The 24,739-nt window shown below is 70.4% G+C and carries 27 protein-coding genes and 1 tRNA gene; 14 read left to right on the plus strand and 14 right to left on the minus strand.

What is annotated here, in order from left to right:
* On the plus strand, positions 1 to 790 hold a 790-nt coding region (locus DJ75_RS14490), incomplete at its 5' end, for a 3-keto-5-aminohexanoate cleavage protein (protein WP_094525140.1).
* 392 nt (positions 791 to 1,182) lie between these two features.
* On the opposite strand, the gene DJ75_RS14495 is transcribed toward DJ75_RS14490, so the two are convergent.
* Positions 1,183 to 3,054, minus strand: coding sequence for a biotin carboxylase N-terminal domain-containing protein (locus DJ75_RS14495; RefSeq protein WP_094525141.1), 1,872 nt, complete (start codon positions 3,052 to 3,054; stop codon positions 1,183 to 1,185).
* Between the two features lie 141 nt (positions 3,055 to 3,195).
* Here DJ75_RS14495 and DJ75_RS14500 point away from each other — a divergent pair, with 141 nt between their 5' ends.
* On the plus strand, positions 3,196 to 3,414 hold the full coding sequence (locus DJ75_RS14500) for a hypothetical protein (protein ID WP_094525142.1): 219 nt from the start codon (positions 3,196 to 3,198) through the stop codon (positions 3,412 to 3,414).
* Positions 3,415 to 3,606: 192 nt separating this feature from the next.
* Here DJ75_RS14500 and DJ75_RS19425 read toward each other — a convergent pair whose 3' ends face one another.
* Positions 3,607 to 4,032 (minus strand): hypothetical protein, encoded by a 426-nt coding sequence (locus DJ75_RS19425; protein WP_094525143.1) that lies wholly within the window; start codon positions 4,030 to 4,032, stop codon positions 3,607 to 3,609.
* Positions 4,032 to 5,576: an acyl-CoA carboxylase subunit beta gene (locus tag DJ75_RS14510; protein WP_094525144.1), complete on the minus strand. Its 1,545-nt coding sequence runs from the start codon at positions 5,574 to 5,576 to the stop codon at positions 4,032 to 4,034. Before DJ75_RS14510 ends, DJ75_RS19425 begins: the two co-directional genes overlap by 1 nt.
* 343 nt (positions 5,577 to 5,919) lie before the next feature.
* Between DJ75_RS14510 and DJ75_RS14515 the strand changes: the two genes are divergently transcribed.
* From DJ75_RS14515 to DJ75_RS14530, 4 genes are all read left to right on the plus strand, one after another.
* On the plus strand, positions 5,920 to 6,558 hold the full coding sequence (locus tag DJ75_RS14515; protein WP_094525145.1) for a 50S ribosomal protein L1: 639 nt from the start codon (positions 5,920 to 5,922) through the stop codon (positions 6,556 to 6,558).
* The gene (locus tag DJ75_RS14520) at positions 6,555 to 7,604 is read left to right on the plus strand and encodes a 50S ribosomal protein L10 (protein WP_094525146.1); all 1,050 of its coding nucleotides are present in this window, start codon (positions 6,555 to 6,557) and stop codon (positions 7,602 to 7,604) included. Before DJ75_RS14515 ends, DJ75_RS14520 begins: the two co-directional genes overlap by 4 nt.
* Positions 7,605 to 7,622: 18 nt before the next feature.
* Positions 7,623 to 7,964: a 50S ribosomal protein P1 gene (gene rpl12p / locus DJ75_RS14525; RefSeq protein WP_094525147.1), complete on the plus strand. Its 342-nt coding sequence runs from the start codon at positions 7,623 to 7,625 to the stop codon at positions 7,962 to 7,964.
* 122 nt (positions 7,965 to 8,086) lie between these two features.
* A complete protein-coding gene (locus DJ75_RS14530; protein WP_094525148.1) occupies positions 8,087 to 8,278 on the plus strand; it encodes a hypothetical protein in 192 nt (63 codons plus the stop codon).
* Here the strand turns inward: DJ75_RS14530 and DJ75_RS14535 are convergent.
* Positions 8,259 to 8,966, minus strand: a complete 708-nt coding sequence (locus tag DJ75_RS14535) for an SWIM zinc finger family protein (protein WP_249269144.1) — start codon at positions 8,964 to 8,966, stop codon at positions 8,259 to 8,261. The genes DJ75_RS14530 and DJ75_RS14535 overlap by 20 nt on opposite strands.
* Before the next feature lie 171 nt (positions 8,967 to 9,137).
* Between DJ75_RS14535 and DJ75_RS14540 the strand changes: the two genes are divergently transcribed.
* Positions 9,138 to 9,353: a hypothetical protein gene (locus DJ75_RS14540; protein ID WP_094525149.1), complete on the plus strand. Its 216-nt coding sequence runs from the start codon at positions 9,138 to 9,140 to the stop codon at positions 9,351 to 9,353.
* A gap of 13 nt (positions 9,354 to 9,366) precedes the next feature.
* Here the strand turns inward: DJ75_RS14540 and DJ75_RS14545 are convergent, their stop codons facing one another.
* The 3 genes from DJ75_RS14545 to DJ75_RS14555 are packed head-to-tail and all read right to left on the minus strand — an operon-like array spanning position 9,367 to position 11,884.
* Positions 9,367 to 10,593 carry a DNA primase gene (locus DJ75_RS14545; RefSeq protein WP_094525150.1) on the minus strand — a complete coding sequence of 409 codons (1,227 nt, stop codon included), beginning with the start codon at positions 10,591 to 10,593 and terminating at the stop codon, positions 9,367 to 9,369.
* 54 nt (positions 10,594 to 10,647) lie between these two features.
* Entirely contained in the window at positions 10,648 to 11,199 is a 552-nt protein-coding gene (locus DJ75_RS19235) for a DUF5518 domain-containing protein (RefSeq protein ID WP_249269145.1), read from the minus strand.
* Between the two features lie 7 nt (positions 11,200 to 11,206).
* Positions 11,207 to 11,884: an HVO_2922 family protein gene (locus DJ75_RS14555; RefSeq protein WP_094525151.1), complete on the minus strand. Its 678-nt coding sequence runs from the start codon at positions 11,882 to 11,884 to the stop codon at positions 11,207 to 11,209.
* Positions 11,885 to 12,006: 122 nt separating this feature from the next.
* Here DJ75_RS14555 and DJ75_RS14560 point away from each other — a divergent pair, with 122 nt between their 5' ends.
* Positions 12,007 to 12,756: a pirin family protein gene (locus tag DJ75_RS14560; RefSeq protein ID WP_094525152.1), complete on the plus strand. Its 750-nt coding sequence runs from the start codon at positions 12,007 to 12,009 to the stop codon at positions 12,754 to 12,756.
* A gap of 43 nt (positions 12,757 to 12,799) precedes the next feature.
* On the opposite strand, the gene DJ75_RS14565 is transcribed toward DJ75_RS14560, so the two are convergent.
* Positions 12,800 to 13,432 carry a protein sorting system archaetidylserine decarboxylase gene (locus DJ75_RS14565; RefSeq protein WP_094525153.1) on the minus strand — a complete coding sequence of 211 codons (633 nt, stop codon included), beginning with the start codon at positions 13,430 to 13,432 and terminating at the stop codon, positions 12,800 to 12,802.
* Between the two features lie 2 nt (positions 13,433 to 13,434).
* Complete coding sequence (locus tag DJ75_RS14570) at positions 13,435 to 14,484, minus strand: AAA family ATPase (protein WP_094525154.1); 1,050 nt, start codon at positions 14,482 to 14,484, stop codon at positions 13,435 to 13,437.
* A gap of 498 nt (positions 14,485 to 14,982) precedes the next feature.
* Between DJ75_RS14570 and DJ75_RS14575 the strand changes: the two genes are divergently transcribed.
* The 4 genes from DJ75_RS14575 to DJ75_RS14590 all read left to right on the plus strand — a co-directional run bounded on the left by DJ75_RS14575 (position 14,983) and on the right by DJ75_RS14590 (position 19,377).
* Positions 14,983 to 16,140, plus strand: a complete 1,158-nt coding sequence (locus DJ75_RS14575; protein WP_094525221.1) for an ABC transporter substrate-binding protein — start codon at positions 14,983 to 14,985, stop codon at positions 16,138 to 16,140.
* Positions 16,141 to 16,150: 10 nt separating this feature from the next.
* Positions 16,151 to 17,194, plus strand: a complete 1,044-nt coding sequence (locus DJ75_RS14580; protein WP_094525155.1) for a carbohydrate ABC transporter permease — start codon at positions 16,151 to 16,153, stop codon at positions 17,192 to 17,194.
* Entirely contained in the window at positions 17,191 to 18,138 is a 948-nt protein-coding gene (locus DJ75_RS14585; RefSeq protein WP_094525156.1) for a carbohydrate ABC transporter permease, read from the plus strand. The genes DJ75_RS14580 and DJ75_RS14585 overlap by 4 nt, the downstream gene beginning before the upstream one ends.
* Positions 18,139 to 18,231: 93 nt before the next feature.
* The gene (locus DJ75_RS14590) at positions 18,232 to 19,377 is read left to right on the plus strand and encodes an ABC transporter ATP-binding protein (RefSeq protein ID WP_094525157.1); all 1,146 of its coding nucleotides are present in this window, start codon (positions 18,232 to 18,234) and stop codon (positions 19,375 to 19,377) included.
* Positions 19,378 to 19,429: 52 nt separating this feature from the next.
* Here DJ75_RS14590 and DJ75_RS14595 read toward each other — a convergent pair whose 3' ends face one another.
* The 3 genes from DJ75_RS14595 to DJ75_RS14605 form a co-directional block, all read right to left on the minus strand.
* Entirely contained in the window at positions 19,430 to 20,110 is a 681-nt protein-coding gene (locus DJ75_RS14595) for a DUF4013 domain-containing protein (protein ID WP_094525158.1), read from the minus strand.
* A gap of 154 nt (positions 20,111 to 20,264) precedes the next feature.
* The gene (locus DJ75_RS14600; RefSeq protein ID WP_094525159.1) at positions 20,265 to 20,675 is read right to left on the minus strand and encodes an SHOCT domain-containing protein; all 411 of its coding nucleotides are present in this window, start codon (positions 20,673 to 20,675) and stop codon (positions 20,265 to 20,267) included.
* Between the two features lie 95 nt (positions 20,676 to 20,770).
* On the minus strand, positions 20,771 to 21,250 hold the full coding sequence (locus tag DJ75_RS14605; RefSeq protein WP_094525160.1) for a DUF192 domain-containing protein: 480 nt from the start codon (positions 21,248 to 21,250) through the stop codon (positions 20,771 to 20,773).
* 61 nt (positions 21,251 to 21,311) lie between these two features.
* Here DJ75_RS14605 and DJ75_RS14610 point away from each other — a divergent pair.
* A tRNA-Val gene (locus DJ75_RS14610) sits at positions 21,312 to 21,385 on the plus strand.
* A 327-nt stretch (positions 21,386 to 21,712) separates the two neighbouring features.
* Here the strand turns inward: DJ75_RS14610 and DJ75_RS14615 are convergent.
* Positions 21,713 to 22,642 (minus strand): hypothetical protein, encoded by a 930-nt coding sequence (locus tag DJ75_RS14615; protein WP_094525161.1) that lies wholly within the window; start codon positions 22,640 to 22,642, stop codon positions 21,713 to 21,715.
* Positions 22,643 to 22,795: 153 nt separating this feature from the next.
* Between DJ75_RS14615 and DJ75_RS14620 the strand changes: the two genes are divergently transcribed.
* Positions 22,796 to 23,878: a CNNM domain-containing protein gene (locus tag DJ75_RS14620; RefSeq protein WP_094525162.1), complete on the plus strand. Its 1,083-nt coding sequence runs from the start codon at positions 22,796 to 22,798 to the stop codon at positions 23,876 to 23,878.
* 49 nt (positions 23,879 to 23,927) lie between these two features.
* On the opposite strand, the gene DJ75_RS14625 is transcribed toward DJ75_RS14620, so the two are convergent.
* Positions 23,928 to 24,737, minus strand: coding sequence for an SDR family NAD(P)-dependent oxidoreductase (locus DJ75_RS14625; RefSeq protein ID WP_094525163.1), 810 nt, complete (start codon positions 24,735 to 24,737; stop codon positions 23,928 to 23,930).
* Between the last annotated feature and the right edge of the window lie 2 nt (positions 24,738 to 24,739).

Consider the following 24,739-nt stretch of genomic DNA (forward strand, 5'->3'; position numbering starts at 1 on the left):
CACCGGCGGCGTCCACGGGAAGGAGGCCCACCCGGACCACCCGGAGACCCCCGGGGAGATCGCGTCGGCCGCGGCGGCCTGCGAGGCCGCGGGCGCCAGCGTGCTCCACCTGCACGCGCGCCGCGACAACGGGGAGCGCGCCTTCTCGGCCGAGCGGTTTCAGGCGGTCTCCGACGCCGTCCGCGAGGCCACCGACGACGCCGTCCTCCAGCACTCGACCGGCGGGACCGCCGCGCCTGACGCCCTCCGGCACGAGCCGCTCCGGACCGACCCCGCGCCGGAGATGGCGTCGCTCGACATGGGGCCGCTCAACCGCTACGAGCGGCTCACCTCGGAGAACACCCGCGAACTGGTCGCATCGCTGCACGCGGAGATGCGAGAGCGGGGAATCAAGCCCGAACTGGAGGTGTTCAACGACGGACATTTCAACGAGTCGCTGTCGATCTTAGAGGAGCTGGAGGACCCGCCGTACCTCAACTTCCTGTTCGGCGGCGGGACCACGTCGCCGCCGCACCCCCGGAACCTGGTGAACCGGGTCGAGGCCCTGCCGGAGGGCGTCGAGTTCAACGTGATCGGGTTCGGGCCGCACCAGCTCCCCATGACGACGCAGTCGCTGCTGCTCGGGGGGCACGTCCGGGTCGGGCTGGAGGACAACCGGTACTACGAGCGTGGGGAGCTGGCGACGAACGAGCAGTTGGTGGCGCGGGCGACGCGGATCTCCGAGGAACTGGGTCGGCCGGTTGCGACGCCCGCGGAGACGCGAGAGCTGTTGGGACTGCGCGGTCGGTAACGGGGCCCTTTTCGAGTCCGGCTGGTCGGATAGTTATAATCAAAGGCGGGATGTTGCTGCCGGCTGTTTATGTGCGGTCGACGATGCGGTGCCCACGTCCAAAGCCCCAGCCAGCGAAGCGGGCGCACGCTCGCTGCGGTCCTCAGTCGCTCGCTTCGCTCGCTCCCTGTGGTCCTTGCGTCGCCTCCGCCCGCTTCGCTGGCTGCCCCTTTGAATCCCACCCCGCACAGCACCGCAGCCTCACACCTCCCCAGCCTCGCCGCTCGCGCTTATCAGCGCTCGCGGCGTCCCTCGCACGCGCTCCTCGCGGCCGTCGATGGCGGCCGCTCTGAGGCGCGCGCCACCGCATCATAATTAAAACGCCGTTTCGCCGTTTCGTCGTGGTCGCCGATCTATTCGAGGACGACCAGCACGTCGCCCATGTCGACGCTGTCGCCCTCGCCGACGTGGACGCTCGCGACGGCGCCGCCGCGCTCGGCGACCACGTCGTTCTCCATCTTCATCGCCTCGAGGACGCAGACCACGTCGCCCGCGGCCACCTCGTCGCCCTCGTCGACGTCGACCGAGAGGATCGTGCCCTGCATCTCCGCCTCGATCGCCTCGCCGCCCTCGGCGACGTCGACGCCGTCGTCGCCCCCGTCGTCGGACGTCGCCTGCGGCGGTCGCTGCTTGCGGCCGCCCGCGCCGCTCCCGCCGCTCGCGGGCGTCGGGACCGCGGGCGCGCCGCGCTCCTCGAGTTCCACGTCGAAGCGCTTCCCGTTCACTTCGACGGTGAACTCGCGTTCGGTCACCTCCTCGTCGTCGTCGCTCGACGCCGACTCGGTCCCCCACTTCTCCTGCGCCTCGGTGACCAGCTCCCGGTCGAGCTCCTCGTCGAGGTACTTCGTGGTGTGGGTGCCAGCGACGAACCGCTCGTCGTCGAGCATGAGGCGGTGGAACGGGACGACGGTGACGACGCCCTCCAGGTCGTACTCCGCGAGCGCGCGCTTCGACCGGGCGAGACACTCCTCGCGGTCGGCGCCCCACACGATCAGCTTCGCGATCATCGAGTCGTAGTCGGTGACCAGCTCGTCGCCCTGCCGGAGCGCGTCGTCGACGCGGACGCCGATCCCGCCCGGCGGGTCGTACGTGTCGAGCCGGCCCTCGTTAGCGGGCTGGAACTCCTCCGCGGCGTTCTCGGCGTTGATCCGGAACTCGATCGCGTGGCCCTCCAGCTCGACGTCGCCCTGCGAGACGGAGAGCCCCTCGCCGCTGGCGACCCGGAGCTGCTCTTTCACGATGTCGATCCCCGTCAGCTCCTCGGTAACGGTGTGTTCGACCTGGATGCGCGTGTTGACTTCGAGGAAGTAGAACGGCGTGTCCGGGCCGAGCGGCTCCGACGGGTCGCGGTCGAGGTCCTCCTCGACGAGGAACTCGACGGTGCCGGCGTTCGTGTAGTCGGCCGCGGCGACCCCGCGGCGGGCGGCCTCGCCGATCCGATCGCGGAGCTCGTCGGAGAGCGCGGGGGAGGGGCCCTCCTCGATCACCTTCTGGTGGCGGCGCTGGAGCGAGCAGTCGCGCTCGCCGAGGTGGACGACGTCCGACTCGTCGGCGGGGACGTCCCCGTCGCCCGCGTCCGCGACGATCTGCACCTCGACGTGGCGGGGGTTCTCGAGGTAGCGCTCGAGGTAGACGGAGTCGTTCGAGAAGTACGCCTCCCCCTCGCGCTTGGCCGACGCGAGGGCCTCCTCGGCTTCCTCGGCGCTCTCGACGACCTTCATCCCGCGGCCGCCGCCGCCCCCCTCGGCTTTGATCGCGACGGGATAGCCGTGCTCGTCGCCGAACTCGGTGACCGCCTCGACCTCGGTGACGGGCTCCGTCGTCCCCGGGACGATGGGGACGTCCGCGTCGTCCATCACGCGGCGCGCGTGGGTCTTCTCGCCGAGCCGCTCCATCGCGTCGCTGGCGGGGCCGACCCAGGTGATCCCGTCGGCGTCCTCGACGCGGGCCGCGAAGTCCGCGTTCTCGGCGAGGAAGCCGTAGCCCGGGTGGATCGCGTCGGCGTCGGCCGCGCGCGCGGCCTCGACGACCGCCTCGCCGTCGAGGTACGAGTCGGCGGCGCGGGCCGGGCCGACGTTGTACGCCTCGTCCGCGTACCGGACGTGGCCGCCGTGCTTGTCGGCGTCGCTGTACACGGCGACGGTGTCGACGTCCAGCTCGGCACAGGCGCGCATCACCCGAACCGCGATCTCTCCGCGGTTCGCGACGAGAACCTTATCGAACATTCTTACACCGTCATTCCACGATAACCCACCTCATTCTATCGGTCCGCGACGACGGTCGGTGACGACGATCGTCGTACTCTGTCGGCGCGCGCCGCGGCTTCCCCCGAGACGGTTAAGGGCTGCCCGCTTCCATATCCCGACATGCTCTCGCCCGGAAACCCCTACGTCTTGCCGTCGACGCTGGTCGCGGCGGGCGCGTACCTCGCCGCGACGCTCCTGACGGACGCCTCGATACTCGTCCGAATCGGGATCCTCGTCCTCCTCGCCGGCGTCGTTCCGATCGTTCTCAACCGGGTCCTCGGCGGATCGCCCGCGGGGACCGCCGCGGAGGAGGGCGCCGAGGAGCCGCCCGAGGCGTGACCACAGATATATATGTTATCCAACGTATCTTCTAACGCTCCCTGAGAAGGGTTGGCGTGGCAAGGCGCTCGGCGGGCGTCTCGCCGGGGAATGCACGCGCTCGGGCGCTCTCGCGTCCGGGGTAGCCGTTCGAAACCCGGACAGCCGCGGCGCCGCCTCGATACGCCGGGTTCGGCGGACGGGGCGTCCCCGTCAGAAGCGGTCGGCGCGGCCGGCCGCCGTCCACGGGTCGGTCGGCGCCTCCGTCGGCACGCGGACCGACCGGCCAGTGAGGCGGTCGACCCGGTCGGCGAACGCCCACCGCTTCCCCTCCCACCCGGTCTCCTCGTCGGTCGCGGCCGCCGCCGCGGCCAACTCCCCGTCGCGGAGATGCGCCGCGACCGCGGCGGCGATGGCGGCGGCCTCCGCGTCGGCGGCGTCGTCGGGGACGGTCAGCCCGTCGAGGACGGCGGCGACCGCTGGGCCGTTCGGTCCGCTTTCCGCGTCGGCCGAGGCGGCGTCCGCGTCGGCCGAGGCGGCGTCCGCGTCGGTCGAGGCGGCGTCCGCGTCGGTCGAGGCGGCGTCCGCGTCGGTCGAGGCGGCGTCCGCGTCGGACGGGTCGGGCGAGTCGGTCGCCATCAGATCGGGATGTTGCCGTGTTTCTTCTCGGGCCGGTCCGAGCGCTTCCCCTTCAGCATCTGGAGGTCGTCGATCAGGCGCGCTCGCGTCTCAGCGGGCTCGATGACGTCGTCGACGAAGCCGCGGTCGGCGGCGCTGTACGGGTTCGCGAACTCCTCGCGGTACTCGTCGATGAGCTCCTGCCTTCGCGCGTCGGGGTCGTCGGCCGCCGCCAGCTCCTCGCGGTAGAGGACGTTGACGGCGCCCTTCGGCCCCATCACCGCGATCTCGGCCGTGGGCCACGCGTAGTTGACGTCGCCGCCGATGTGCTTCGACGACATCACGCAGTAGGCGCCGCCGTACGCCTTCCGGGTGATCACGGTGAGGAGGGGGACCGTCGCCTCGGAGAAGGCGTACAGCAGCTTCGCGCCGTGGCGGATGATCCCGTTGTGCTCCTGGTCGGTGCCGGGCATGAAGCCGGGCACGTCCTCGAAGGTGAGGATGGGGATATTGAACGCGTCGCAGAAGCGGACGAAGCGCGCCCCCTTCTGGCTCGACTCGATGTCGAGGGTGCCGGCGTTCACCCGGGGGTTGTTGGCGACGATCCCGATCGAGTGGCCGTCCAGCCGCGCGAAGCCGACGACGACGTTCTTCGCGAAGTTCTCCTGCACCTCGAAGAAGGAGCCCTCGTCGACGACGCTGCCGATCACCTCCTTCATGTCGTACGGCTTCCGGGGGGCGTTCGGAACGATCTCGGCCAGCTCCTCGTCGGCGCGCTCGGGGTCGTCCCACGGCTCGACGCGGGGCGGGTCCTCGACGTTGTTGGCGGGGAGGTACGAGAGCAGCCGCGCGATGTCGTCCAAGGCGTCCTCCTCGCTCTCCTCGGCGAAGTGGGCCACGCCCGAGGTCGACGTGTGGGTGACGGCGCCGCCGAGCTCCTCGAAGCTCACCTCCTCGCCCGTCACCGTCTCGATGACGTCCGGGCCGGTGATGAACATGTGCGAGGTGTCCTTCACCATGAACGTGAAGTCCGTGATTGCGGGCGAGTACACCGCGCCGCCGGCGCACGGCCCCATGATCGCCGAGATCTGTGGGATCACGCCGGACGCCTCCGTGTTGCGCCGGAAGATCTCCGCGAAGCCGCCGAGCGAGGCGACCCCCTCCTGGATCCGGGCGCCCGCGGAGTCGTTGAGCCCGACGACGGGCGCCCCCACGTCCATCGCCTTGTCCATCACCTTGCACACCTTCTCGGCGAACACCTCGCCGAGCGACCCGCCGAAGACGGTGAAGTCGTGGGCGAAGACGAACGTCTTCCGCCCGTTCACTTCGCCGTATCCGGTGACGACGCCGTCGCCCGGGATCTGCTGTTCCTCCATCCCGAACTTGTGGGTCCGGTGGGTGCGGAACCGATCGAACTCGTGGAACGTCCCGTCGTCGAGGAAGTAGTCGACGCGCTCGCGCGCGGTCATCTTCCCCTTCTCGTGTTGGGACTCGATCCGGTCCTCGCCGCCCCCCAGCGCCGCCCGTTCGCGGCGCTCGCGGAGGTCCTCGATGCGGTCGTCCATCGTCACGCCGGACCACCCTGAGTCATTACCTCGTGGGTCGACCAGCGGCGTCAAAAGGGTTCCCCTATCCGACGTTTCGGAGTTCGACGCGCGTCGAATCCGGAGACCGCGTCGGGTTCCGCGTCCGCCGCCGCGGCGGCCACCTCGCTTCGGCGGCGATCGCCTCTCTCCCGGTGCGGACGTCGCCCGTCCGGCCTCGACCGCCCGCACGAGCCCTGTCGCCGATTCGCACGGGCACGGGCGGTTCGACGCTTTTAAACCTCGGATGGACCACTCTCCGGTGAGACAGGCTTCGCCTGTTTCACTGACCCGTAGGAGCGACCTGCGTACTACGGAGGTGAAAATGGCAGACACAATACAAGAGGCCGTAACTCTCGCACTCGACGATGCGCCCGAGCGGAACTTCCGCGAGACAGTGGACATCGCGATCAACCTGCGAGACCTCGACCTCAACGATCCGTCGAACCGCATCGACGAGTCCGTCGTGCTGCCGGCTGGAACGGGGCAGGAGACACAGATCGTCGTCTTCGCGGAGGGCGAAACCGCCGTCCGCGCTCAGGAAGTCGCTGATGAAGTGCTTGACAGCGACGACCTCGAGGATCTCGGAGACGACGACGACCGCGCAAAGGACCTGGCCGGCGAAACCGATTTCTTCGTCGCGGAGGCCAACCTGATGCAGGACATCGGTCGGTACCTCGGTACCGTCCTCGGTCCGCGCGGGAAGATGCCTACCCCACTACAGCCGGACGACGACGTCGTCGAGACCGTCAACCGGATGAAGAACACCGTGCAGCTCCGGTCCCGCGACCGGCGCACGTTCCACACCCGCGTCGGCGCCGAAGACATGGGCGCCGAGGCGATCACGGACAACATCGACGTCATCATCCGGCGACTCGAAGCGGACCTCGAAAAGGGGCCGCTCAACATCGACGGGATCTACGTGAAGACCACGATGGGTCCCGCTAGGGAGGTGCCCGTATGAGCTCGGTCCGCAAGACCGAGACGATCCCGCAGTGGAAGCAGGACGAGGTCGACGAGCTCGTCGAGTTCATCGACTCGTTCAACTCCGTCGGGGTCGTCGGCGTCGGCGGCATCCCGAGCCGACAGCTCCAGGCCATGCGCCGCGAGCTGCACGGCTCGGCCGATCTCCGCGTGAGCCGGAACACCCTCACCGTCCGCGCCCTCGAAGAGGTCGACGACGGCGTCGAGGAGCTGACCCAGTACGTCTCGGGTCAGGTCGCGCTCATCGGCACGAACGACAACCCGTTCGGCCTCTACAAACAGCTGGAAGCCTCGAAGACCCCCGCCCCCATCAACGCGGGCGAGGTCGCCCCCAACGACATCCTCATCCCCGAGGGTGACACCGGCGTCGACCCGGGACCGTTCGTCGGCGAGCTCCAGACGATCGGCGCGGCCGCGCGCATCCAGGACGGCTCGATCATGGTCACCGAGGACTCCACGGTCCTCGAGGAGGGCGAGGTCGTCGACGAGGACCTCGCGAACGTCCTGGTCGAACTCGGCATCGAGCCGAAGGAAGTCGGGCTCGACCTCAAGGGCGTCTACTCCGAGGGCATCCTGTTCGAGCCGGACGAGCTCGCGATCGACGTCGACGAGTACGCGGCGGACATCCGGTCCGCCGCCGCCGCCGCGCGCAACCTCTCGATCAACGCCGAGTACCCGACGGCCGCCACGGTCGGCAGCCTTCTCGCGAAGGCGTCCGGCGAGGCGAAGTCCGTCGGCCTGTACGCGGAGATCGAGAGCCCGGACGTCGTGCCCGACCTCATCGGGAAGGCCGACGCCCAGTTGCGTGCGCTCGCGGCCCAGATCGACGACGAGGAGGCGCTCCCCGAGGAGCTGCAGGGGGTCGAGGCGGCCCCGGCTCCGGAGACGGACGACGCCGACGAGGAGGAACAGGCGGAGGAAGACGACGACACGGACGACGCTGAGACGACCGACGACGCCGCCGACGACGCCGACGAGGACGACGGCGACGACGGCGGCGACGGTCTCGGCGCGATGTTCGGCTAACACTACGAGGATACACCAATGGAATACGTTTACGCTGCGCTCATCCTGAACGAGACTGGCGAAGAGATCAACGAGGAGAACATCACCGGCGTGCTGGACGCCGCCGGCGTCGACGTCGAGGAATCCCGCGTCAAGGCGCTCGTCGCCGCGCTGGAGGACGTCGACATCGAAGACGCCATCGAGACGGCCGCCGCGGCGCCCGCCGCCGGCGCCGCCGCTGGCGGCTCCGCGGACGCCGCGGAGGCCGACGAGGCCGACGACGAGGCCGACGAGGCCGACGAGGCAGAGGAAGCCGCGGACGAGGAAGAGGAAGACGACGACGAGGACGGCGGCGAGGGCCTCGGCGAACTCTTCGGCTAACCTCGGACGCACCGCGACCGACCGTCGCGTCGACCGCATCCATTTTATGCCGACGCCGCTATCCGGAGTGATAACGTCGGGCGCGCCTTTTTATATCGATCGCCGGAAGTCACGGCCGTCCAATGAAGATCGTCGACGGCGACAAGGTCGAGTGCGACCGTTGCGAGTCGGTGCTTCCCATCGGAGACGCCTCGCTGCTCGAGAAGGAGACGAACCGCGACTACGAGCGGACGCTGTGCGCGGACTGCCTCGGCGCCGTCGGCGTTCCGCAGGGGTACACGCTGCGTCGCGACATCAGCCACCTCGCTGGGTGAGCCGCGAGGCGGGGAAGGCGTACCGCTCGCAGTCCGACAGGCCGCGCCCCGGCCGGACCGCGTCGACGTACACGGCCTCGACGACGGGCTCGTGCGCGCCGTACGCGGCGTTCGTGGCGTACTCGTCGACCGTCCGGTCCTCCTCCGTCCGGTAGGCGTCGGCCCGCTCGGTCGTGACCGCGACGACGACGAGGCGCTCGCCGCTCTCGCGGTCGCGGACGGCGTCGCCCGGATCGAACGCGTGGCGCGAACAGAGGTGCGATCCCGGGTCGTCGAGCGGGACGAACGTCTCCGCCCCGCAGACGGCGCAGGCTCCCACGCGCTCGTCCGGGGCGGGGACCGACCCCGCGGTCACCTCCATGGCGACCCGCCGGAGGTGTTTACACCGCGAGCCGCGGATCGCGTGGTCGGGACAGGTGCAGGTGCCGGCGTCGAGCGCGACGACGTAGGTGCCGCCGTCGGTCTCGACGACGTACCGCCGGTCGCGGAGGGGCCGCACCGTCATCTCCTCCGCGGCGGCGCGCGCCGACCGGTCGTCGGCGTCGGCGTCGGCGCCCGGCGAGCGGTCGGTCTCGTCGTCGACCGCGGCCGAGTCGCGTCGATCCGGCGTTCGCTCCGCCGGCGGCGCGGCTCGGGCGGCGTCCGGTTCGGGGACCGTCGACGCGGGCGGGTCTCGGGGGTGCGTCATGGGTGACCGCGAGGGGGACCCTCGCTTCCCGTGAAAATAGGCCCCGTAAACGGTTAAATTCGCCGCTGAAGGGGGTCGAGCGTCAGATATTCCGGACACGGTCGCCGGAGCCGTTGGACCCCGGCCGCCCTCATCGAAGTCCTTTTTTAGCGGCGACGGAAACTCGCGGGCATGGAAATCGACGCGGAGCTTCGTCGGCAGATCACGGTCTCTCTGGCGGCGGCCGCCGTTTTCATCGTCGGGCTGGTCGGGATCGGGGTCACCTTCGGCGGGTCGGCCGGACTGCCGGCGTCCGGCGCGCTCGCGCTCGTCGGACTGCTGGCCGGGTTCGTCCTGTTGATGGCGCTCGTCGGCGCGTACCTCATCCGCGCGAGCGACGAGGCGTAGGCCGGCGGCGCGGTTACTTCGTTCCGCCGGCGTCCGTGGTTTCTCCGGCGTTCGTGGATTCTCTGCCATCCGTGGCCTCGTCCGCTTCCGCCTCTCCGCTCTCGTTCTCCCCGTTCCCGGCCTCGCGCTCTCGCCAGTCGGTGATCTCGTCGGCGGCCGCGACCCGCTTCTCGTAGTACGCGAGGGGGTCGGCGGCCACCTGCATGTGGTCCTCCTCGTTGTGGCAGATCCCGTAGTTCGCCAGCGTCTCGCAGGTGGGCGGCGGGTACTGCGTGCCGCGGTCGTCTTTTAAATACTCCGTCTGGTAGCGGATCCCCTCGGCGTCGAGGCTCGTGTCGGCGCAGAACGTCACCACCTCGTCCGGGGTCATCCCGATCCCGACGAGGAACGCCATCAGCGCGAACGACTCCGGCGGCGAGAGGTCCGCGTCGCGCTCGGCCTTCTCGATCAGGTTCGTCATGCACGGCGGGAACAGCTCGGGGGCGACGACGTCGACCGGCCCCGTGTAGCTCCGCTCGGAGAGCAGGCGCTTGAGGTCGGCGACGCCCTCCTCTAACTCCGCGGCGATCCCCTCGCCGGCCGCCAGCTCGAACGGGAGCCCCTCGCGCACCCGCTCCTCGACCGCGGCCTCCAGCGCGTCCAGCAGCTCCCCGCGGGAGACGCGCACCGCGCCGTCGGCGAGCGCGCGGTTGACCAGCCGCCACGACTCGCCCCACGACGGCGACGTGAGCCGGAGGTACGGGCCGACGTCGATCCAGTAGTTGGCGGGGTCGCGGTCGGGGGCGCCGACGCCGGCGCCCGAGGCCGATCGCGGCGACTCCGGGCGGACCGCGTCGGCGAGCTCGAACTCGGCGAGCACGTCGCCGAGGGCGACGGTCGGCGTCGACACCGACCGAAGCTCGTCGTCGGTCGCGAGGTCCCCGCGGATCCGGTCGACCGCGGTCGCGGCCTCCGCGGCGGCGTACTTCTCGATGGCGGGCTCCGAGTCCAGAAGCGAGACGAGGATCCGCGCGACGGGGTACGAGAGCAGCTCCGCCTGCACGTCGTAGGCGGACTCCCCGGGGAACCCGCCGCTCTCGGACTCGACCGTCCCGTCCATCAGGGCGCGCTCGACGCGCTCGCGCCCGCGCTCGACAGCGGGCGCGTCGGCCGCGACGAGCTCCGGCAGCGACACCGCGGCGTTGGCGACGGCCTCGCGGGCGGCCGCGAAGAACGGGTACTTGGCGTCGAGCGCGTCCATGTCCGACCCGAGGTAGCGACGGGCGTCGAATAAGCGGTGCGGTCCGCGGTCGCGCTACAGCTCCCCGCGGAGGTAGTGGCCGAGGTAGCCGCCGACCACGCCCGAGCCGAGGGTGTAGGCGGCGCCGACCCCGACAACGAGGAGCGCGAAGACGCCGAACTCCGCCGGCGCTCCGGCGAACCCGAACAAGAAGAGGAGGAAGGCGACCACCGCGACGAACGGGAGCGTCATGACCGCGCCGGCGACCGCGCCCGTCTTGAGCGCGTCGGCCGACGTGCCGCCGCAGAGGTAGCCCGCGAGCGCGCCGCCGAGGACGGTCGCGAAGGGGACGAACGACAGCACCGACCCGGCGATCCCGCCCAGCAGACCGTAGAGGAGGATATCGCCCAGATCCGCGGGCGCGTCGTCCCCGGGCGAGAGGTACCCGCCCGAGTCGTCGTCCGGGTCGTATCGATCGCCGGCGACGCGGCGGTCCGAGGCGTCTCGGCTCTGCGCGTCGCTGGCAGTGGGGGCCGCTCCGGCATCACCGGTGGTCGGCTCTGCTCTCGTGTCGTCGGTGGAGGGCTCTACTCCCGCGTCGTCGGTAGAGGAATCGTCGGGGACCATGACCGCCTCACTCCTCGTCGTCCTCGGCCGGCTCGTCGCCGTCGAGCTCTTCGACGAGCGCCCCCGGTGCGTTCGACTTCACGCTGTTGAGCCCCTGTTTCGCCTTCTGCTTCGAGGCGTACCCCTGTCCGCCGTCGGCGATGACGTTGCCGTTGTCGTGGCGGAGCCGCCAGCGGTACTCGCCGGCCTTGTCCCTGAACAGCTCGAAGACGGCGTCGCTCCCGCCATCCTCGGGCGGCTCCTCGTCGCGGCTCTCGTCGATCACGTGCGCGCCCGGCGCGTTCCGCTGGACGCTCTCGATCCCCGACCTCGCGTCGCGCTTGTCCGCGTACCCCTCGCCGCCGTCGGCGATGATGTTCCCGTTGTCGTGGACGAGGCGCCAGCGCCACTGATCGGCGCTGTCGGCGTACAGCTCGAAGGCCGCCTTGCTCGCGGCGGCGTCGACGTCGACCGCGCCCTCCGCCTCGTCGAACTCGACCTCCACCTCGAAGTGGACGGTGCCGTCCTCGCGTTCGAGCTCGACCTCGACCTCGGACTCGGCGGCGGGGTCGACCGTCACCGTCCCGGCGTCGTCGACCGGGAGCGGCTCGCCGCGACCGAGCGCCTTCGCGATGCGCCGGAAGTACGTGGCCAGGGCCTGTCGACTCCGCGACCCCTTCGACTCGTGGATCGTCTCTTCGGGCATGCACGATCCGTGTCGCAGGGGGCACACAAAACGCTATGCCCGCGGGCCCGCCGCCCGTCGCTCCGCACCGTCTCGGCCACCGCCGACGAGACCGTTATGCGTGCCGAACCGGTGGGTCACGTATGGTCACCGACGAAACGGCGGGCGACGGCGGCGGAGTCGTCCCGGGCGAGCCGGTTCGCCACGGGACCGGCGTGAACTCGAACCGCGCGTTCCCGACCGGGAGTCACCCGGCGAACCTCGACCCGTTCGTGCTGTTCGAGCGGTTCCACATCGAGCCGGACACGGGGTTCCCGATGCATCCGCACAAGGGGTTCGAGATCGTCTCGTACATGATCGAGGGCGGCATGGAGCACGCGGACTCGCTCGGCGTCGAACACACCGCCCGCGAGGACGAGGCGATGCGGATCACGGCCGGGGGCGGCATCCGTCACTCGGAGTTCCCCGCCGACGGCGCGGCGTGCAATGGGCTCCAGCTGTGGGTGAACCTCCCGCGGGACGAGAAAGATGTCGACCCCGACTACGTCGACGCGAGCGCGGCGGCGCTCCCCACCCGAGAAACCGACGGCGCGACCGTCACGACCGTCGTCGGCGAGGGGTCGCCGATCGACCTCCACACCCCGACGGAGTACCTCGACGTCCGCGTCGACGACGAGTGGACGTGGGCGGTGCCGGACGGGTGGACCGGCTTCCTCTACGGGGTCGCGGGGAGCGGGTCCGTCGAGGGCGACGCGTTCGGCGAGGGCGACGTCTTCGCGACCCGCGAGGGCGGCGAGTTCGCGGTCGCGGCCGACGGCGACCTCCGGCTCGTCGCCGTCGCGGGGCGGCCGCACGGCGAGCCGATCCGCCAGCAGGGGCCGTTCGTCCTGTAGGCGACCGCCGTGCGAGGGGGTCGCTCACTCCCGCTCGGCGATCCTACTCCCGCTCGGCGACGATCGTCTCGCCCGCGCGGACGGTGTCGCCCTCGCGCGCGAGCAGGTCGTCCTCGTCCACGTCGGCGGGGAGGATCACGTCGGCGCGCGAGCCGAACGAGACGTGGCCGACGCGCTCGCCGCGGTCGACGGCGTCGCCGGGCTCTACGGCGGGGTGGATCCGGCGGGCGAACCAGCCGGCGATGACGAGCAGCTCGTACTCGCCGAAGTCGATCGCGACCTGCTCGTTGCGGTCAGACTCCTTGCTGAACGCGGGGCGGTTCGCGCCGGGGCGGTGTCGCACCTCGCGGACCTCGCCGGCGATCGGCGCGCGGTTCACGTGGACGTCGGTGACGTTCATGAACACGCCGACCCGCAGCCGGTTCCCCTCCTCGCGAACGACCGAGACGGTGCCGTCGGCGGGCGCGACGACGGTCCCGTCGGCTTCCGGCGGCTCCCGGTCGGGGTCGCGGTGGAACCAGAGGATCCCGAGCGCGAGCGCGACGAGGGCCGCGCCGACCGGGGGGAGGAGAGGGAGCGTCGCGGCCCCGACGAGGGCGGGGACGAGCGCGAGCCGCCACGCCTCGTCGACGACGTGGAACGGGAGGACGCGCGCGAGGGGCGGGTTCCGGGCCATCGTCAGGCCTCCACCGGGTCGCGGAGGTCGGGTCGGAGCTCCGTTCGGCCGGCCGCCCACGCCCCGAGCAGGTGCGTGAGGTGGATCCGGTCGTCGAGGCCGCCGGTGAGGTCGAGGTCGGCCTCGCCGGCGAGCACGTGGAGCCGCGCCAGGTCGTCGCCGCCGTACTCGGAGCCGGCGCGGGCGACCCGCAGGACCTCCCGGAGGAGCTCCTCGCCGTCGTACCCGCCCTCGTCGAGGAGGTCGTCGAGGGCGGACCGCGCGTCCTTTAGGTCGCCGGCGCGGGCGTCGGCGAGCGCCTCGCGGATCGCGTCGTCGTCGCCCACCTCGCCGAGCGTCTCGTAGGCGGTCGACATCGTGATCTCGCCGCCCTCGACCGCGGTCGCCTGCGCAGAGAGGACCGCCTCGCGGAGGTCGCCGCCGGCCGCGCTGGCGACGAACTCCAGCCCGTCGCCGTCGTAGTCGACGCCCTCGCGCTCGCAGATCGTCTCGAGGACGTCGATCGTCTCGTCGGTGGTCGGCGCGCGCACCCGCACCGGGAAGCAGCGCGACCGGATCGGCGCGATGAGCTTCGACGGCTGGCGGGTGGCGATCACGAACTGCGTGGTCCGGTGGTGCTTCTCCATCACGCGCCGGAGGGCCTGCTGGAAGTCCTCGCGGATCGACTCGGCGTTGTCGAGCAGGACCGTCTTGTACTCGCCCGACATCGGGGCGTACGACGCCGACTCCTTCAGCACGCGGTTGATCATGTCGCGTTTCGCCATCCGGCTCCGCCCCTGCAGGAACCCCTCGAAGCGCGGGTCGGTCCGGATCTCCTTTTTCGTCCGGCCGAAGAAGTCGGCGACGTTGATTTCGATCAGGTCGCTCTCGGGGTTCTCGTGGGCGGCGCGGGTCAGCGCGCGCGTCGCCGCCGTCTTCCCGACCCCCGGCGGTCCCTGCACGACGAGGTTCATCGGCTCGTCGACCGCGCGCTCCAGCCGCTCGCGGGCCTCGTCCTGGCGGATCTCGTCGAGCGCGGGAGCGTGCGCGTCGATCCACAGCGGTCCGTCCATGCCGCGTGTGTCCGGGCCGGGCGCTCAAGAATCGGTCGGTCGGTGCACCGACGCGGCGAGTCGGAGTCGCCGTCCTCGGCGACCGTCCGGACCGCCGATCGGCCCCAATTTGTTACGATCACCCCCGACTAAGTCGTTCAGAAAAGGGGTGTCGACGGCGTCCCGAATCGGGCGCTCATTTCCTCTTTCCCACGAAGAGCCCGTTTACGGCGGTTTAGTCTGCGATCCGTTTTTTAATAATATTTTGAGTAAATAAACATCAATCGTTAAGTATGGGGCATCCGAACCCGTGGACACATGTCACGTGACAACAGCGCAAGTTCGGAGGACCGACTCACCCGTCGCCACTACGTGGCCGGCGCCGGGTCCCTCGCGACCGTGGGGATCGCCGGCTGTTCCGGCGGTGGCGACGGCGGCGACGGGAGCGACGGCAGCGACGGAAGCGACGGCAGTGACGGAAGCGACGGGAGCGACGGCGGCTCCGGCGACCCCGTCGAAGTGCTTCACGGCTGGACCGGCGGCGACGGCGCCGCGGCGGCCGAGGCGCTCGAGGAGGCGTTCAACGAGGCCCACTCCGACGTCGGCCTCGAGATGAACCCCATCGGCGGCGGCGGCAATCAGAACCTCGACGCCGTGGTCGCGAACCGGCTCCAGAGCGACGACCCGCCGGGGGCGTTCGCCAACTGGCCCGGCCCGAACCTCCTCCGCTACGAGGGCGTCCTCGGCAGCGTCGACGACGTCTGGGAGGAGAACGACTTCGAGGACGTGATGGTCGAGGAGGCGATCGACCTCCACAAGCAGGGCGGCAGCTACCGCGCCGTGCCGCTCGGCTCCCACCGACTGAACTGCCTCTTCTACAACGTCTCCGTCGTCGAGGACGCGGGGATCGACGTCGACTCCCTCAACAGCCCCTCGGCGCTCATCGACGCCTTCGAGACGGTCTCCAGCGAGACCGACGCGATTCCGATGACTCACGGGATGTCCGGCACGTGGACGACGACGCAGCTGTGGGGCGCCGTGATGCTCGGCGAGAACGGCTACCAGCCGTACATGGACTTCCTCAGCGGTGAGGGCGACGAAAGCGCCGTCCGTGCGGCGTTCGAGCGGACCGCGGAGATGCTGGAGAACTACATCAGCGACGACGCGTCTTCGATCGGTCTGACCCAGTCGAACCAGAACATCATCAACGGCGACGCCGCCTTCATCCACCAGGGCAACTGGGCGGCCGGCGCGTTCCGGAACGCCGAGGACTTCGAGTACGAAGACGACTGGGGCTTCAAGACGTTCCCCGGAACCGAGGGCATGTACACCCTCCACTTCGACTCGTTCCTCTACCCGGCTGACAACCCGACGCCCGAGGCGTCGAAGACCTGGGAGGCGTTCGTCGGCAGTCCGGAGGCCCAGATCGCGTTCAATCAGTTCAAGGGGTCGATCCCGACCCGGACGGACGTGAGCATGGACGAGTTCGGTTCGTACCTCCAGGAGACGGCCGAGGACTTCGCCAACGCGGAGTACCGGCCGCCGAACCTCCAGCACGGGCTCGGGGTCCCCTCCGAGACGATGACGGCGCTCAACGAGGTCATCTCCTCCGAGTTCACCGGCCCGTACAACGTCGACGCGGCGACGCAGGGCTTCCTGGACGCGGTATCGAACTGAGCTCCACGCGATGCTCGATTTTTACCGTCGATTGCACCGGACGATCAGGCCCTCCTCGGGGGACGACGACGGAGAGGTCCGCGCGGACGGCGGCGTCGTGAGCGACGGCGCCGCCGGGTCCGCGGCCGAACCGGAGCGGGACCTCGTGGCCCGTATTAAGTCGGCGCTCGACCGCCGCTTCGGAAGCGACTTCATCGAGTCGTCCGTCTTCTGGCTCCCGCCGTTCCTGCTGATGGGGCTGTTCGTCTACGGTGCGGTCATCTGGAACCTCCTCATCTCGTTGACCGACTACGAGCGCTTCGCGAACGCCCCGGACTACTCGAACCTCGACTTCGAGATGTACACCCGGGCGCTCGCGGACTCCGGGTTCATCGACGCCGCGATCAACACGCTCATCCTGCTCGTCGCGTTCACCGCCGGGACGCTCGCGGTCGGCCTCGTGCTGGCGATCCTGATCGACAGGGGGATCCGGTTCGAGAACACGTTCCGGACGATCTACCTCCTGCCGATGAGCCTCTCGTTCGTGGTGACGGCCCAGTTCTGGCTGTGGATCTACAACTACAACAACGGGATCGCCAACAGCGTCATCGGGACGTTCGGACTCGGCCCGGTGAGCTGGCTCGGTAACCAAGAGATCGTCCTCTACGCGGTCATCTTCGCGTTGATGTGGCAGTTCTCGGGATACGCGATGGTCGTGTACCTCGCCGGCCTCCGCGCGATCCCGACGGAGCACTACGAGGCGGCCAAGGTCGACGGCGCGTCGACGCTGAAGATGTACTGGCGCGTGATCATTCCCCAGCTGAAGGGCGCGACCATCAGCGCCGCCGTGGTGCTGATGGTGTTCGGGATGAAGGCCTTCGACTTCCTCTACTCGCTGGTGGGGGGATACCGGCCGCCGAACGGCGCTGACATCCTAGCGACGAAGATGGTGCGCGAGGCGTACGCGAACCTCAACTGGGCGTACGGGTCGGCGATCGCCATCGTCCTGTTCGGGATGGCGCTCAGCGTCATCGGCCCCTACCTCGTGTACGAGTACCGGAGGGACAACTTATGAGCGACGCAGAACCTCGGACCGACGGCGGCGCAACGGCGACGACGACGGCGCGGCTTCGCCGGAAGGTCGACCGGCTGACGGTCGAAGACGTCGGCCTGTACGTCGTTTTGGCCCTCGCGGCTGCGTTCTACCTCGTCCCGATCGAATCCGGGCTGGTGACGTCGTTCAAGACCGGCACCGCGATCATCGAGACGGCGCCGTTCGCCCCGCCCGGCCCGTCCGGGCTCACGTTCAAGAAGTGGCGGACGGCGATCGACGTCCTGTTGCGCGGCATGGGGAACAGCCTGCTGTACGCCGTGCCCGCGACGGTGATCTCGGCGTTCGTCGGGAGCATCACGGCGTACGGCCTGACGATTCCGACGTGGAAGAAGTCGTACAAGGCGGTGGTGCTCATGCTCATCATCGCCGGGATCTTCATCCCGTACCAGGCCGTGCTGGTCCCGCTGACCCAGTTCTGGTCGCAGTGGGCCCAGCTCACCGATCTGCTGTCGTTCGTCTGGGCGCTCGGCATCCCGAACGACTACGTCGGTATCATCGAACTGGTGATCACCCACGTCGCCTACGGGATCCCCATCTGTACGCTCCTGTTCCGGACGTACTACAAGACGATGAGCGACGAGATGATCGAGTCGGCCCGCCTCGACGGGGCGACGCTCCGCCGGGTGTACCGGCGGATCGTCCTCCCGCTCTCGGGACCGATGTTCGCCGTCGTCCTCATCTATCAGTTCACCCAGATATGGAACGACCTCCTCTTCACGCTGGTGCTCGTCTCCACCGAGTCGAGCCCCGCGGCGCCCGTCGTGCTGATCCTGGCGGGCCTCGGGACCTCGATGGAGGGGCAGGACTTCGCGCTCCGGATGGCCGGAGCGTTCTTCGCGGCGCTGCCGACGCTGGCGGTGTACATCTTCTTCGGCGAGGAGTTCGCCGAGGGGGTGGCGGCGTGACCCGCACGCCCGATCCGTCCGGCGGCGGAGACCGTTCGGCGGGAGATTCGGCGCGTCGCGCACACGACCACTCATCGACCACAACTCAAAGATATGGCAACGCTTGAACTCGACTCGATAACGAAGACATTCCAGGACGGCGACGAGGAGATCGTCGCGGTCGACGATGTTTCGCTGTCGATCGACGACGGCGAGTTCCTCGTCGTCGTCGGTCCGTCCGGCTGCGGGAAGTCCACGACGCTCCGGATGATCGCCGGCTTAGAGACGATCACGTCCGGCACGCTCAGCATCGACGACCGCGTCGTCAACGACGTGAAATCCCAGGACCGGGACATCGCGATGGTGTTCCAGTCGTACGCGCTCTACCCGCATATGAGCGTCCGACAGAACATGTCGTTCGGTCTCGAAGAGTCGACGGACCTCCCGGACGACGATATCAACCGGATGGTGTCCGAGACGGGCGAGATGCTCGGTATCTCGGACCTGCTCGATCGGAAGCCGAGCGACCTCTCCGGTGGTCAACAGCAGCGCGTCGCGCTCGGTCGCGCCATCGTCCGCGACCCCGAGGTGTTCCTGATGGACGAGCCGCTCAGCAACCTCGACGCGAAGCTCCGCGCGGAGATGCGCACCGAGCTCCAGCGGCTCCAGAACGACCTCGGCGTGACGACGGTGTACGTCACCCACGACCAGACCGAGGCGATGACGATGGGCGACCGGATCGCCATCCTCGACGGCGGCGAACTCCAGCAGATCGCGACGCCGCTGGAGTGTTACCACGAGCCGGCTAACCGGTTCGTCGCGAGCTTCCTCGGCGAGCCGTCGATGAACTTCTTCGACGTGACGCTCGACGGCGACCGCCTCGTCGGCGAGGTCTTCGAGTACCCGATCGCCGAGGGGGTCCGGTCGGACCTCGGCGCCGCGACCGACCTCGTCCTCGGGATCCGTCCCGAGGCGGTGGAGCTCGTCGACGACGGCGGCGCCCACGAGTTCGAGACGACGGTCGACGTCGTCGAGCCGATGGGCGACGAGAACACGGTGTATCTTCACTTCGACCCCGACGCGGACCCCGAGACCGCGGCGACGCTCGTCGCGACGATCGACGGGTTCAACCGCGTCAGCGAGGGCGACGCGGTGACCGCGCGGATCCCGGAGGACGCGATCCACCTCTTCGACCGAGCCACGGGCGAGGCGCTCCACAACCGGTCGATGGCGGACGCGGCCGAGCAGATCGACCTCTAACTCGACGCTCGTCCCGCCGCTCCCTTTTCGAGCATCTCGATCGGCCCGCCGCTCACCAGTACCGGGTCCGATCGACGCCCTCCGCGAGCAGCGCCGCGGCGGCGACGTGGGCGTAGGCGCCCCACGCGAGCGCGAGGAGCGCCGCCGCGCTTCTCGCGGCCGTCGCCGCGAGCCCGGTCCACGCGACGACGACGAGGACGGTCCCGCCCACCCACGCGAGGAAGTACGAGCTCGAGGCCGTCCCGCGGAGGGCGTCCCGCTGGAGTCCGGCGCGGAGCCCCTCCCGCACGCTCGCGGCGGCCGCCGACGGGAAGAGGTACGCGCAGACGACCGTGACGAGCAGCGCGGCGGTCGCCAGCGTCGCGAGCGTCACGCCGCCCAGCGCGCCCGGGGCCGTCCCCCTCGCGACGACGTAGCTGACGGCGACGACGGTGACGACCGCGGGCGAGAGGTAGACGGCGCCGACGCCGAACAGGCGCCCGGCGAGCCGCGCCGTGGCGGCCGACGCGACGCGCGGGAACCCCTCGCCCGCGAGGACGCCGCCGACGAGGCCGAGAAACGCGGCGAGCGGGCCGGCGGCGAGCAGGAGGGGGGCCAGCAGCGCCCAGTCCGGCCAGAGCCCCGCCGCCGTTCGGAGCAGCGCGCCGGCGAGCAGCAGCGTCGCGAGGCACTTCGCCGTGCCGTTCCGCCGGGCCCGATCGGCGAACGGGTACCGGAGGGCTTCGAGGAACATCACTCGCCCTCCGGCCGCTCGACGGCGGCGCGTCTCCGTCGGTCGTCGCCGCCGCGTCCCGACCGCCCGGCCGTCGATATCGACGCGTCCGATCGCGTCGCCGCCGGCTCGCGATCCGATGTCGATCGCGCCCGCCGCGGGAGACGCCGGTCGGTCACTCCCGGATCCGTTCGACCTCGCGCCGGACTCCCTCGCGGACCCGGTCGGCGACGTCGTCGCCGGCCCGGTCGACGGTCTCGGCGTCCTCGGTCTCCAGCAGGCGGTCGAGCTTCCGCTCGAACTCCCGCTCGTCGATCTCGCCGCGCGCGTAGCGCTCGCGGAGGGCGTCGAGAGCGGGGTCGGCGTCCGAGCCCTCGTCGCCGCCGTCTCGGTCGGGGAGGGGCCGCGTCAGCGTGTGGAGCACGGGGAGCGCGACGAACAGCCCGAAGAACCAGACCAGCGGGAGGCTCCACCAGAGCCCGGTGACGAACGGGGCGGCGACGCCGGCGCCCACGACGAGGAGCGCGAACACCCGTCGCCAGCGGTGGCGGAGGTTCCACGCGATCCGTGCGGGGAGCCCGGTCATGATCGGGTCGACGACTGCGAGGGGGAAATCGGTTTCGTCGCGGGGCGGCGGCGCCCTCCGGGTCCGGTGCAGACGGGCCGCTCCCGCACCGGCCCTCATCCGCAGTCGAAGACGATCTGATCGCCCGGCTCGACGCCGTGGCGCTCGCTCCACCCGCGCGGCACTTCGAGGACGTACCGACCGGTGCCGCGGTACCGCGTGAGCGGCGCCGACTCCGGCTCCGCCCCGTGGATCGTCGTGACCGTCCCGTTCGGGGCGACGAAGACGATGTCGAGCCCGAACGCCATCTCCCGCATCACGTAGGCGCGCTCGGCGGCGTCGTCGTGGACGAACAGCATCCCCTCGTCCTCTGCCAGTTCCTCGGTCGCGGAGAGCCCGACGTACCGCTTCACGAACCCGTCGGCGACGCGGGCCTCCACCGTCGCGAGCGACTCGCCGGTCTCGCCGTCGACGGCCTCGACGGTCGTCGTCTCGTAGCCGGTGATCAGGAGGGCCGGGTTCGCCGCGGCGACGGCGACCGCGACGAGGACGATCAGCGCGAGGCCGGCGGCGACCCCGACGAGGCGGCGGTTCACGGTGGACCGTCGCGTCGGAGAAAGAAACCGTTTTCCGCTCCGGACGGGTTGCAACCCGTGAGGGCTCGTGGTCTAGCTGGTTATGACGCGGCCTTTACAAGGCTGAGATCGGCGGTTCGAACCCGCCCGAGCCCACTACCGGCGCCGCGAACACCACGTGAGCGGCGCCGCTATGACTGTCCGAGGGCGTGGTTCGAATCAGAGAGCGGGAGGTGAGCGAGCGTAGCGAGCGAACGGGAGCGACCGTGGTTCGAACCCGCCCGAGCCCGCTGTCGCTGTCGCGAACAGTCCGTGAGCGACAGCGTCGTGCGTGTCTGAGAGCGCGGTTCGAAGCAGGGAACGGAGCGAGCGTAGCGAGCGGAGTGAGTGAGGTTCGAACCCGCCCGAGCCCGCTGTCGCTGTCGCGAGCACCCCCGCGACCGACGGCGACACACGACTCGACCGAGCCGTCCCGACTCGCGGTCAGGACAGGTGACAGAAGTACCAGTCGCCGTCGTACCGGACCAGCGGCGCGGCCTCGTCGCCGCCGGTCGAGAGCCGGTCTCGGAGGGCGCCGAACGGCTCCGAGTACGGCTCGCACTCGGCGTACGTCCCGTCGATGGCCCGGTCCACGACGTCTCGCTGGTCGGCCGAGAGAGAGTCGAGGACGACGCCGCGCCGCTCGCCGACGTGTGCCCTGAACTCGTCCGGCGACGTCGCGACGCGTTCGGTTCGGACGGTCGCGCTCGCGATCTCGACGGGCCGCCGCTCCTCGAAGATCACCCGAATCGGGACCCCGTCCCACTCCAGATAGCGCGCGTCCGCTTCGGGGACGAACGCCGACCGGTCTCGCGCGTCGGCGTCTTCGTACGCGAACACGACCGAGAACGACGTGTAGTGCGGCGCGTGGAGGAGTCCCGGATTCCCGATCGCGCCGCGGAGCGACTCGCGGTCGTGAGCGGGCACCTCCGCGACCGAGCGGACCGGCCCGCCCCCGGGGAGCGCGGAGTCGTCGACGTCGATTTCGACCGCGTACTCGTACCCGGTCGTCTGCATCCGGTCGTGCTCCGTCACCCGAAGCCGGTAGTAGTCCGGTCCGGGACCCGCGACGACGAACTCCGTCCGCGGGTCGGGGCGGTAGTACCCGCGGGCCGTCGCTTCGCCGGTCTCGGTTTCCAGCGCGTCCGCGACGGGGACCCGCGTCGCGTGCGGCAGCATGTCGAGCGGCCTGCTGAACTCGTTCGAGACGCCGGTCGCGGTCGCGTCGTCCAGATCGAGGGTCCCCTCGTTCGAGCCCGGACAGCGGTCCGACCGCGAGATCGGCGAGAGACATCCCGAGAGGGAGGCGGCGCCGACGCCGCCGATCGCCCGCAGCGCTCGTCGCCGAGTGATATCCGTTGGAGGGCGGTTCACAGCGGGAGATCGGTCGCTCCGGTGATATATCCGCGGGTGTCGCTTCCGCCCCGTCGCACGCGACGGACGACCGATCCCCACTGCGGGGGTCTCCGCTCCGACCGCACGGGGATCGTGGCCATCTATTTGAGCCCCACGCGACCACCCTTCCGTATGAACGGCATCGAGGTCGCCGTCCGCCTGACGGCCGGGGCCCTGCTCATTCTGGCGAACGGGTTCTTCGTCGCGATCGAGTTCGCCCTGACCCGCGTCCGCCAGTTCTCGGAGTCGGAGTTCGACGCGCCCGGACTCCGGCGGGCGTGGGAGATGACGCAGGACCTGGAGATCTACCTCACGAGCTGTCAGGTGGGGATCTCGGCGACGAGCATCGCGGTCGGGATCGTCGCGGAGCCGGCGCTCCGCGAGCTCCTCGATCCGCTGTTCGAGAACACGGCGCTCGCGTCGGTCGGCGCCGGCGCGCTCGTCGCCTTCATCATCATCAACCTGCTCCACCTCACGCACGGCGAGCAGACGCCCACCTACCTCGGCGTCGAGCGCACGAAGTTCGTCGCCCGGTACGGCGCGACGCCGCTCTACTGGTTCGCGAAGCTGCTGTACCCGGTCATCGTCATCGGCGACGGGGTCGCCAAGTGGACGCTTCGCCGCTTCGGCGTCGAGATGACGGGGGCGTGGCTCGAGACGGAGACCGACCGGGTCGAGTCGCGAGCGGACCTTCGCAACCGGCTCGGCTCGCTCCTCTCCCGAAGCGACCTCACCGTCGAGCGACGCGAGGAAGTCCTCAACGCCCTCACGATCGGCGAGATAACGGTCGACAAGGTCATGACGCCCCGCGAGGAGGTCGTTTTCCTCTCGACGACGGCGAGCGCGGCGGAGAACATCGACCGGATCGGCGGCAGCCCGCACACGCGGTTCCCGCTGGTCGACGACGACATCGCCGACCCGGACGACTTCCTCGGGATCGTCTACGTCCCGTCCGTCGTCGAGCGGGTCGACGCGCTCCGCGACGGCGCGGCCGCGTTCGAAGACCTGGCCGCCCCGCCGATGACGCTCGGGCCCGAGGCGCACATCAGCGACGCCGTCGACCGGTTTCAGGACGCCAAACAGGAGCTCGCGCTCGTCGTCGACGACGGGCGCGTCCTCGGACTGGTCACGGCGACGGACGCGCTGGAGGCGGTCGTCGGCGAGATCGAAGACCCCCTCGACGTCGCGCTCGACGGCCGGCCGCAGTCGGCGTGAGACTCCGCTCGGCCGGCGACGACGCGACGCCGCGTTCGACCGACCCCCCTCACCGCGCGGTCCAGCCGCCGTCGGCGGCGAGCGTCTCGCCGGTGAGGAAGCTCGCCGCGTCGCTGGCGAGGAAGACGACGGGCCCGGCGACCTCCATCGGGTCTGCGAACCGGTCCATCGGGGTCCGGTCGAGGATCGAGTCCCGGAGCCGCTCGTTCTCCCGGAGCGGCTCGGTGAGGTCGGTCGCGACGTAGCCCGGCGCGACCGCGTTCACCCGGACGTCCGGCGCCCAGTCGATCGCCGCGCTCTTCGTGAGCCCGACGAGCCCGTGTTTGGAGGCGACGTACGGGTGTTGCCGCGGCAGGCCGACCTCGCCCGCGACGCTGGCGACGTTGACGACGCACCCCTCGGCCTCTCTCAGGTGCGGGCCGGCCGCCCGGAGCGTCCGGAACGCGCCCCGCAGGTTCACGTCGAGCACGTCGTCGACCGCGGCGGCGTCGACGTCGGCGGGATCGCCGAGCGCGCCGTCGGGGTTGAACCCCGCGTTGTTGACGAGCACGTCCAGCGAGCCGTACGCGTCGACCGTCTCCCCGACGAGCGCGTCGACGTCGGCGTCGCCCGTCACGTCCGCCGCGATCCCGCGCGCCTCGACGCCGAGATCGCGGGCCTCGTCGGCGACCGCCTCGACCTCGCGCTCGGTCCGCGCCGCGGGGACGACCGTCGCCCCCGCGGCGGCTAGCCCGAGCGCGATCGCCCGCCCGATCCCGCGGCCGCCGCCCGTGACGACGGCGACCTTCCCGGAGAGGTCCGGGAGCGCGTCGACCGGGGGACCGAACGGTTCCCCCGCCTCCGCGTGGCCGTCGGACATCG

Source organism: Halorubrum sp. Eb13 (assembly GCF_002252895.1).
Taxonomy (GTDB): domain Archaea; phylum Halobacteriota; class Halobacteria; order Halobacteriales; family Haloferacaceae; genus Halorubrum.

Bases quoted from the DNA above. Each gene is read 5' to 3' on its own strand.
- DJ75_RS14535 (WP_249269144.1), bottom strand. From the start codon at position 8,966: ATGACGCACCCCCGAGACCCGCCCGCGTCGACGGTCCCCGAACCGGAC.
- DJ75_RS14530 (WP_094525148.1), top strand. From the start codon at position 8,087: ATGAAGATCGTCGACGGCGACAAGGTCGAGTGCGACCGTTGCGAGTCG.
- DJ75_RS14580 (WP_094525155.1), top strand. From the start codon at position 16,151: ATGCTCGATTTTTACCGTCGATTGCACCGGACGATCAGGCCCTCCTCG.
- DJ75_RS14540 (WP_094525149.1), top strand. From the start codon at position 9,138: ATGGAAATCGACGCGGAGCTTCGTCGGCAGATCACGGTCTCTCTGGCG.
- DJ75_RS14585 (WP_094525156.1), top strand. From the start codon at position 17,191: ATGAGCGACGCAGAACCTCGGACCGACGGCGGCGCAACGGCGACGACG.
- DJ75_RS14590 (WP_094525157.1), top strand. From the start codon at position 18,232: ATGGCAACGCTTGAACTCGACTCGATAACGAAGACATTCCAGGACGGC.
- DJ75_RS14600 (WP_094525159.1), bottom strand. From the start codon at position 20,675: ATGACCGGGCTCCCCGCACGGATCGCGTGGAACCTCCGCCACCGCTGG.
- DJ75_RS14625 (WP_094525163.1), bottom strand. From the start codon at position 24,737: ATGTCCGACGGCCACGCGGAGGCGGGGGAACCGTTCGGTCCCCCGGTC.
- rpl12p (WP_094525147.1), top strand. From the start codon at position 7,623: ATGGAATACGTTTACGCTGCGCTCATCCTGAACGAGACTGGCGAAGAG.
- DJ75_RS14545 (WP_094525150.1), bottom strand. From the start codon at position 10,593: ATGGACGCGCTCGACGCCAAGTACCCGTTCTTCGCGGCCGCCCGCGAG.
- DJ75_RS14560 (WP_094525152.1), top strand. From the start codon at position 12,007: ATGGTCACCGACGAAACGGCGGGCGACGGCGGCGGAGTCGTCCCGGGC.
- DJ75_RS19235 (WP_249269145.1), bottom strand. From the start codon at position 11,199: ATGGTCCCCGACGATTCCTCTACCGACGACGCGGGAGTAGAGCCCTCC.
- DJ75_RS14500 (WP_094525142.1), top strand. From the start codon at position 3,196: ATGCTCTCGCCCGGAAACCCCTACGTCTTGCCGTCGACGCTGGTCGCG.
- DJ75_RS14495 (WP_094525141.1), bottom strand. From the start codon at position 3,054: ATGTTCGATAAGGTTCTCGTCGCGAACCGCGGAGAGATCGCGGTTCGG.
- DJ75_RS19425 (WP_094525143.1), bottom strand. From the start codon at position 4,032: ATGGCGACCGACTCGCCCGACCCGTCCGACGCGGACGCCGCCTCGACC.
- DJ75_RS14565 (WP_094525153.1), bottom strand. From the start codon at position 13,432: ATGGCCCGGAACCCGCCCCTCGCGCGCGTCCTCCCGTTCCACGTCGTC.
- DJ75_RS14570 (WP_094525154.1), bottom strand. From the start codon at position 14,484: ATGGACGGACCGCTGTGGATCGACGCGCACGCTCCCGCGCTCGACGAG.
- DJ75_RS14620 (WP_094525162.1), top strand. From the start codon at position 22,796: ATGAACGGCATCGAGGTCGCCGTCCGCCTGACGGCCGGGGCCCTGCTC.
- DJ75_RS14510 (WP_094525144.1), bottom strand. From the start codon at position 5,576: ATGGACGACCGCATCGAGGACCTCCGCGAGCGCCGCGAACGGGCGGCG.
- DJ75_RS14555 (WP_094525151.1), bottom strand. From the start codon at position 11,884: ATGCCCGAAGAGACGATCCACGAGTCGAAGGGGTCGCGGAGTCGACAG.
- DJ75_RS14595 (WP_094525158.1), bottom strand. From the start codon at position 20,110: ATGTTCCTCGAAGCCCTCCGGTACCCGTTCGCCGATCGGGCCCGGCGG.
- DJ75_RS14515 (WP_094525145.1), top strand. From the start codon at position 5,920: ATGGCAGACACAATACAAGAGGCCGTAACTCTCGCACTCGACGATGCG.
- DJ75_RS14520 (WP_094525146.1), top strand. From the start codon at position 6,555: ATGAGCTCGGTCCGCAAGACCGAGACGATCCCGCAGTGGAAGCAGGAC.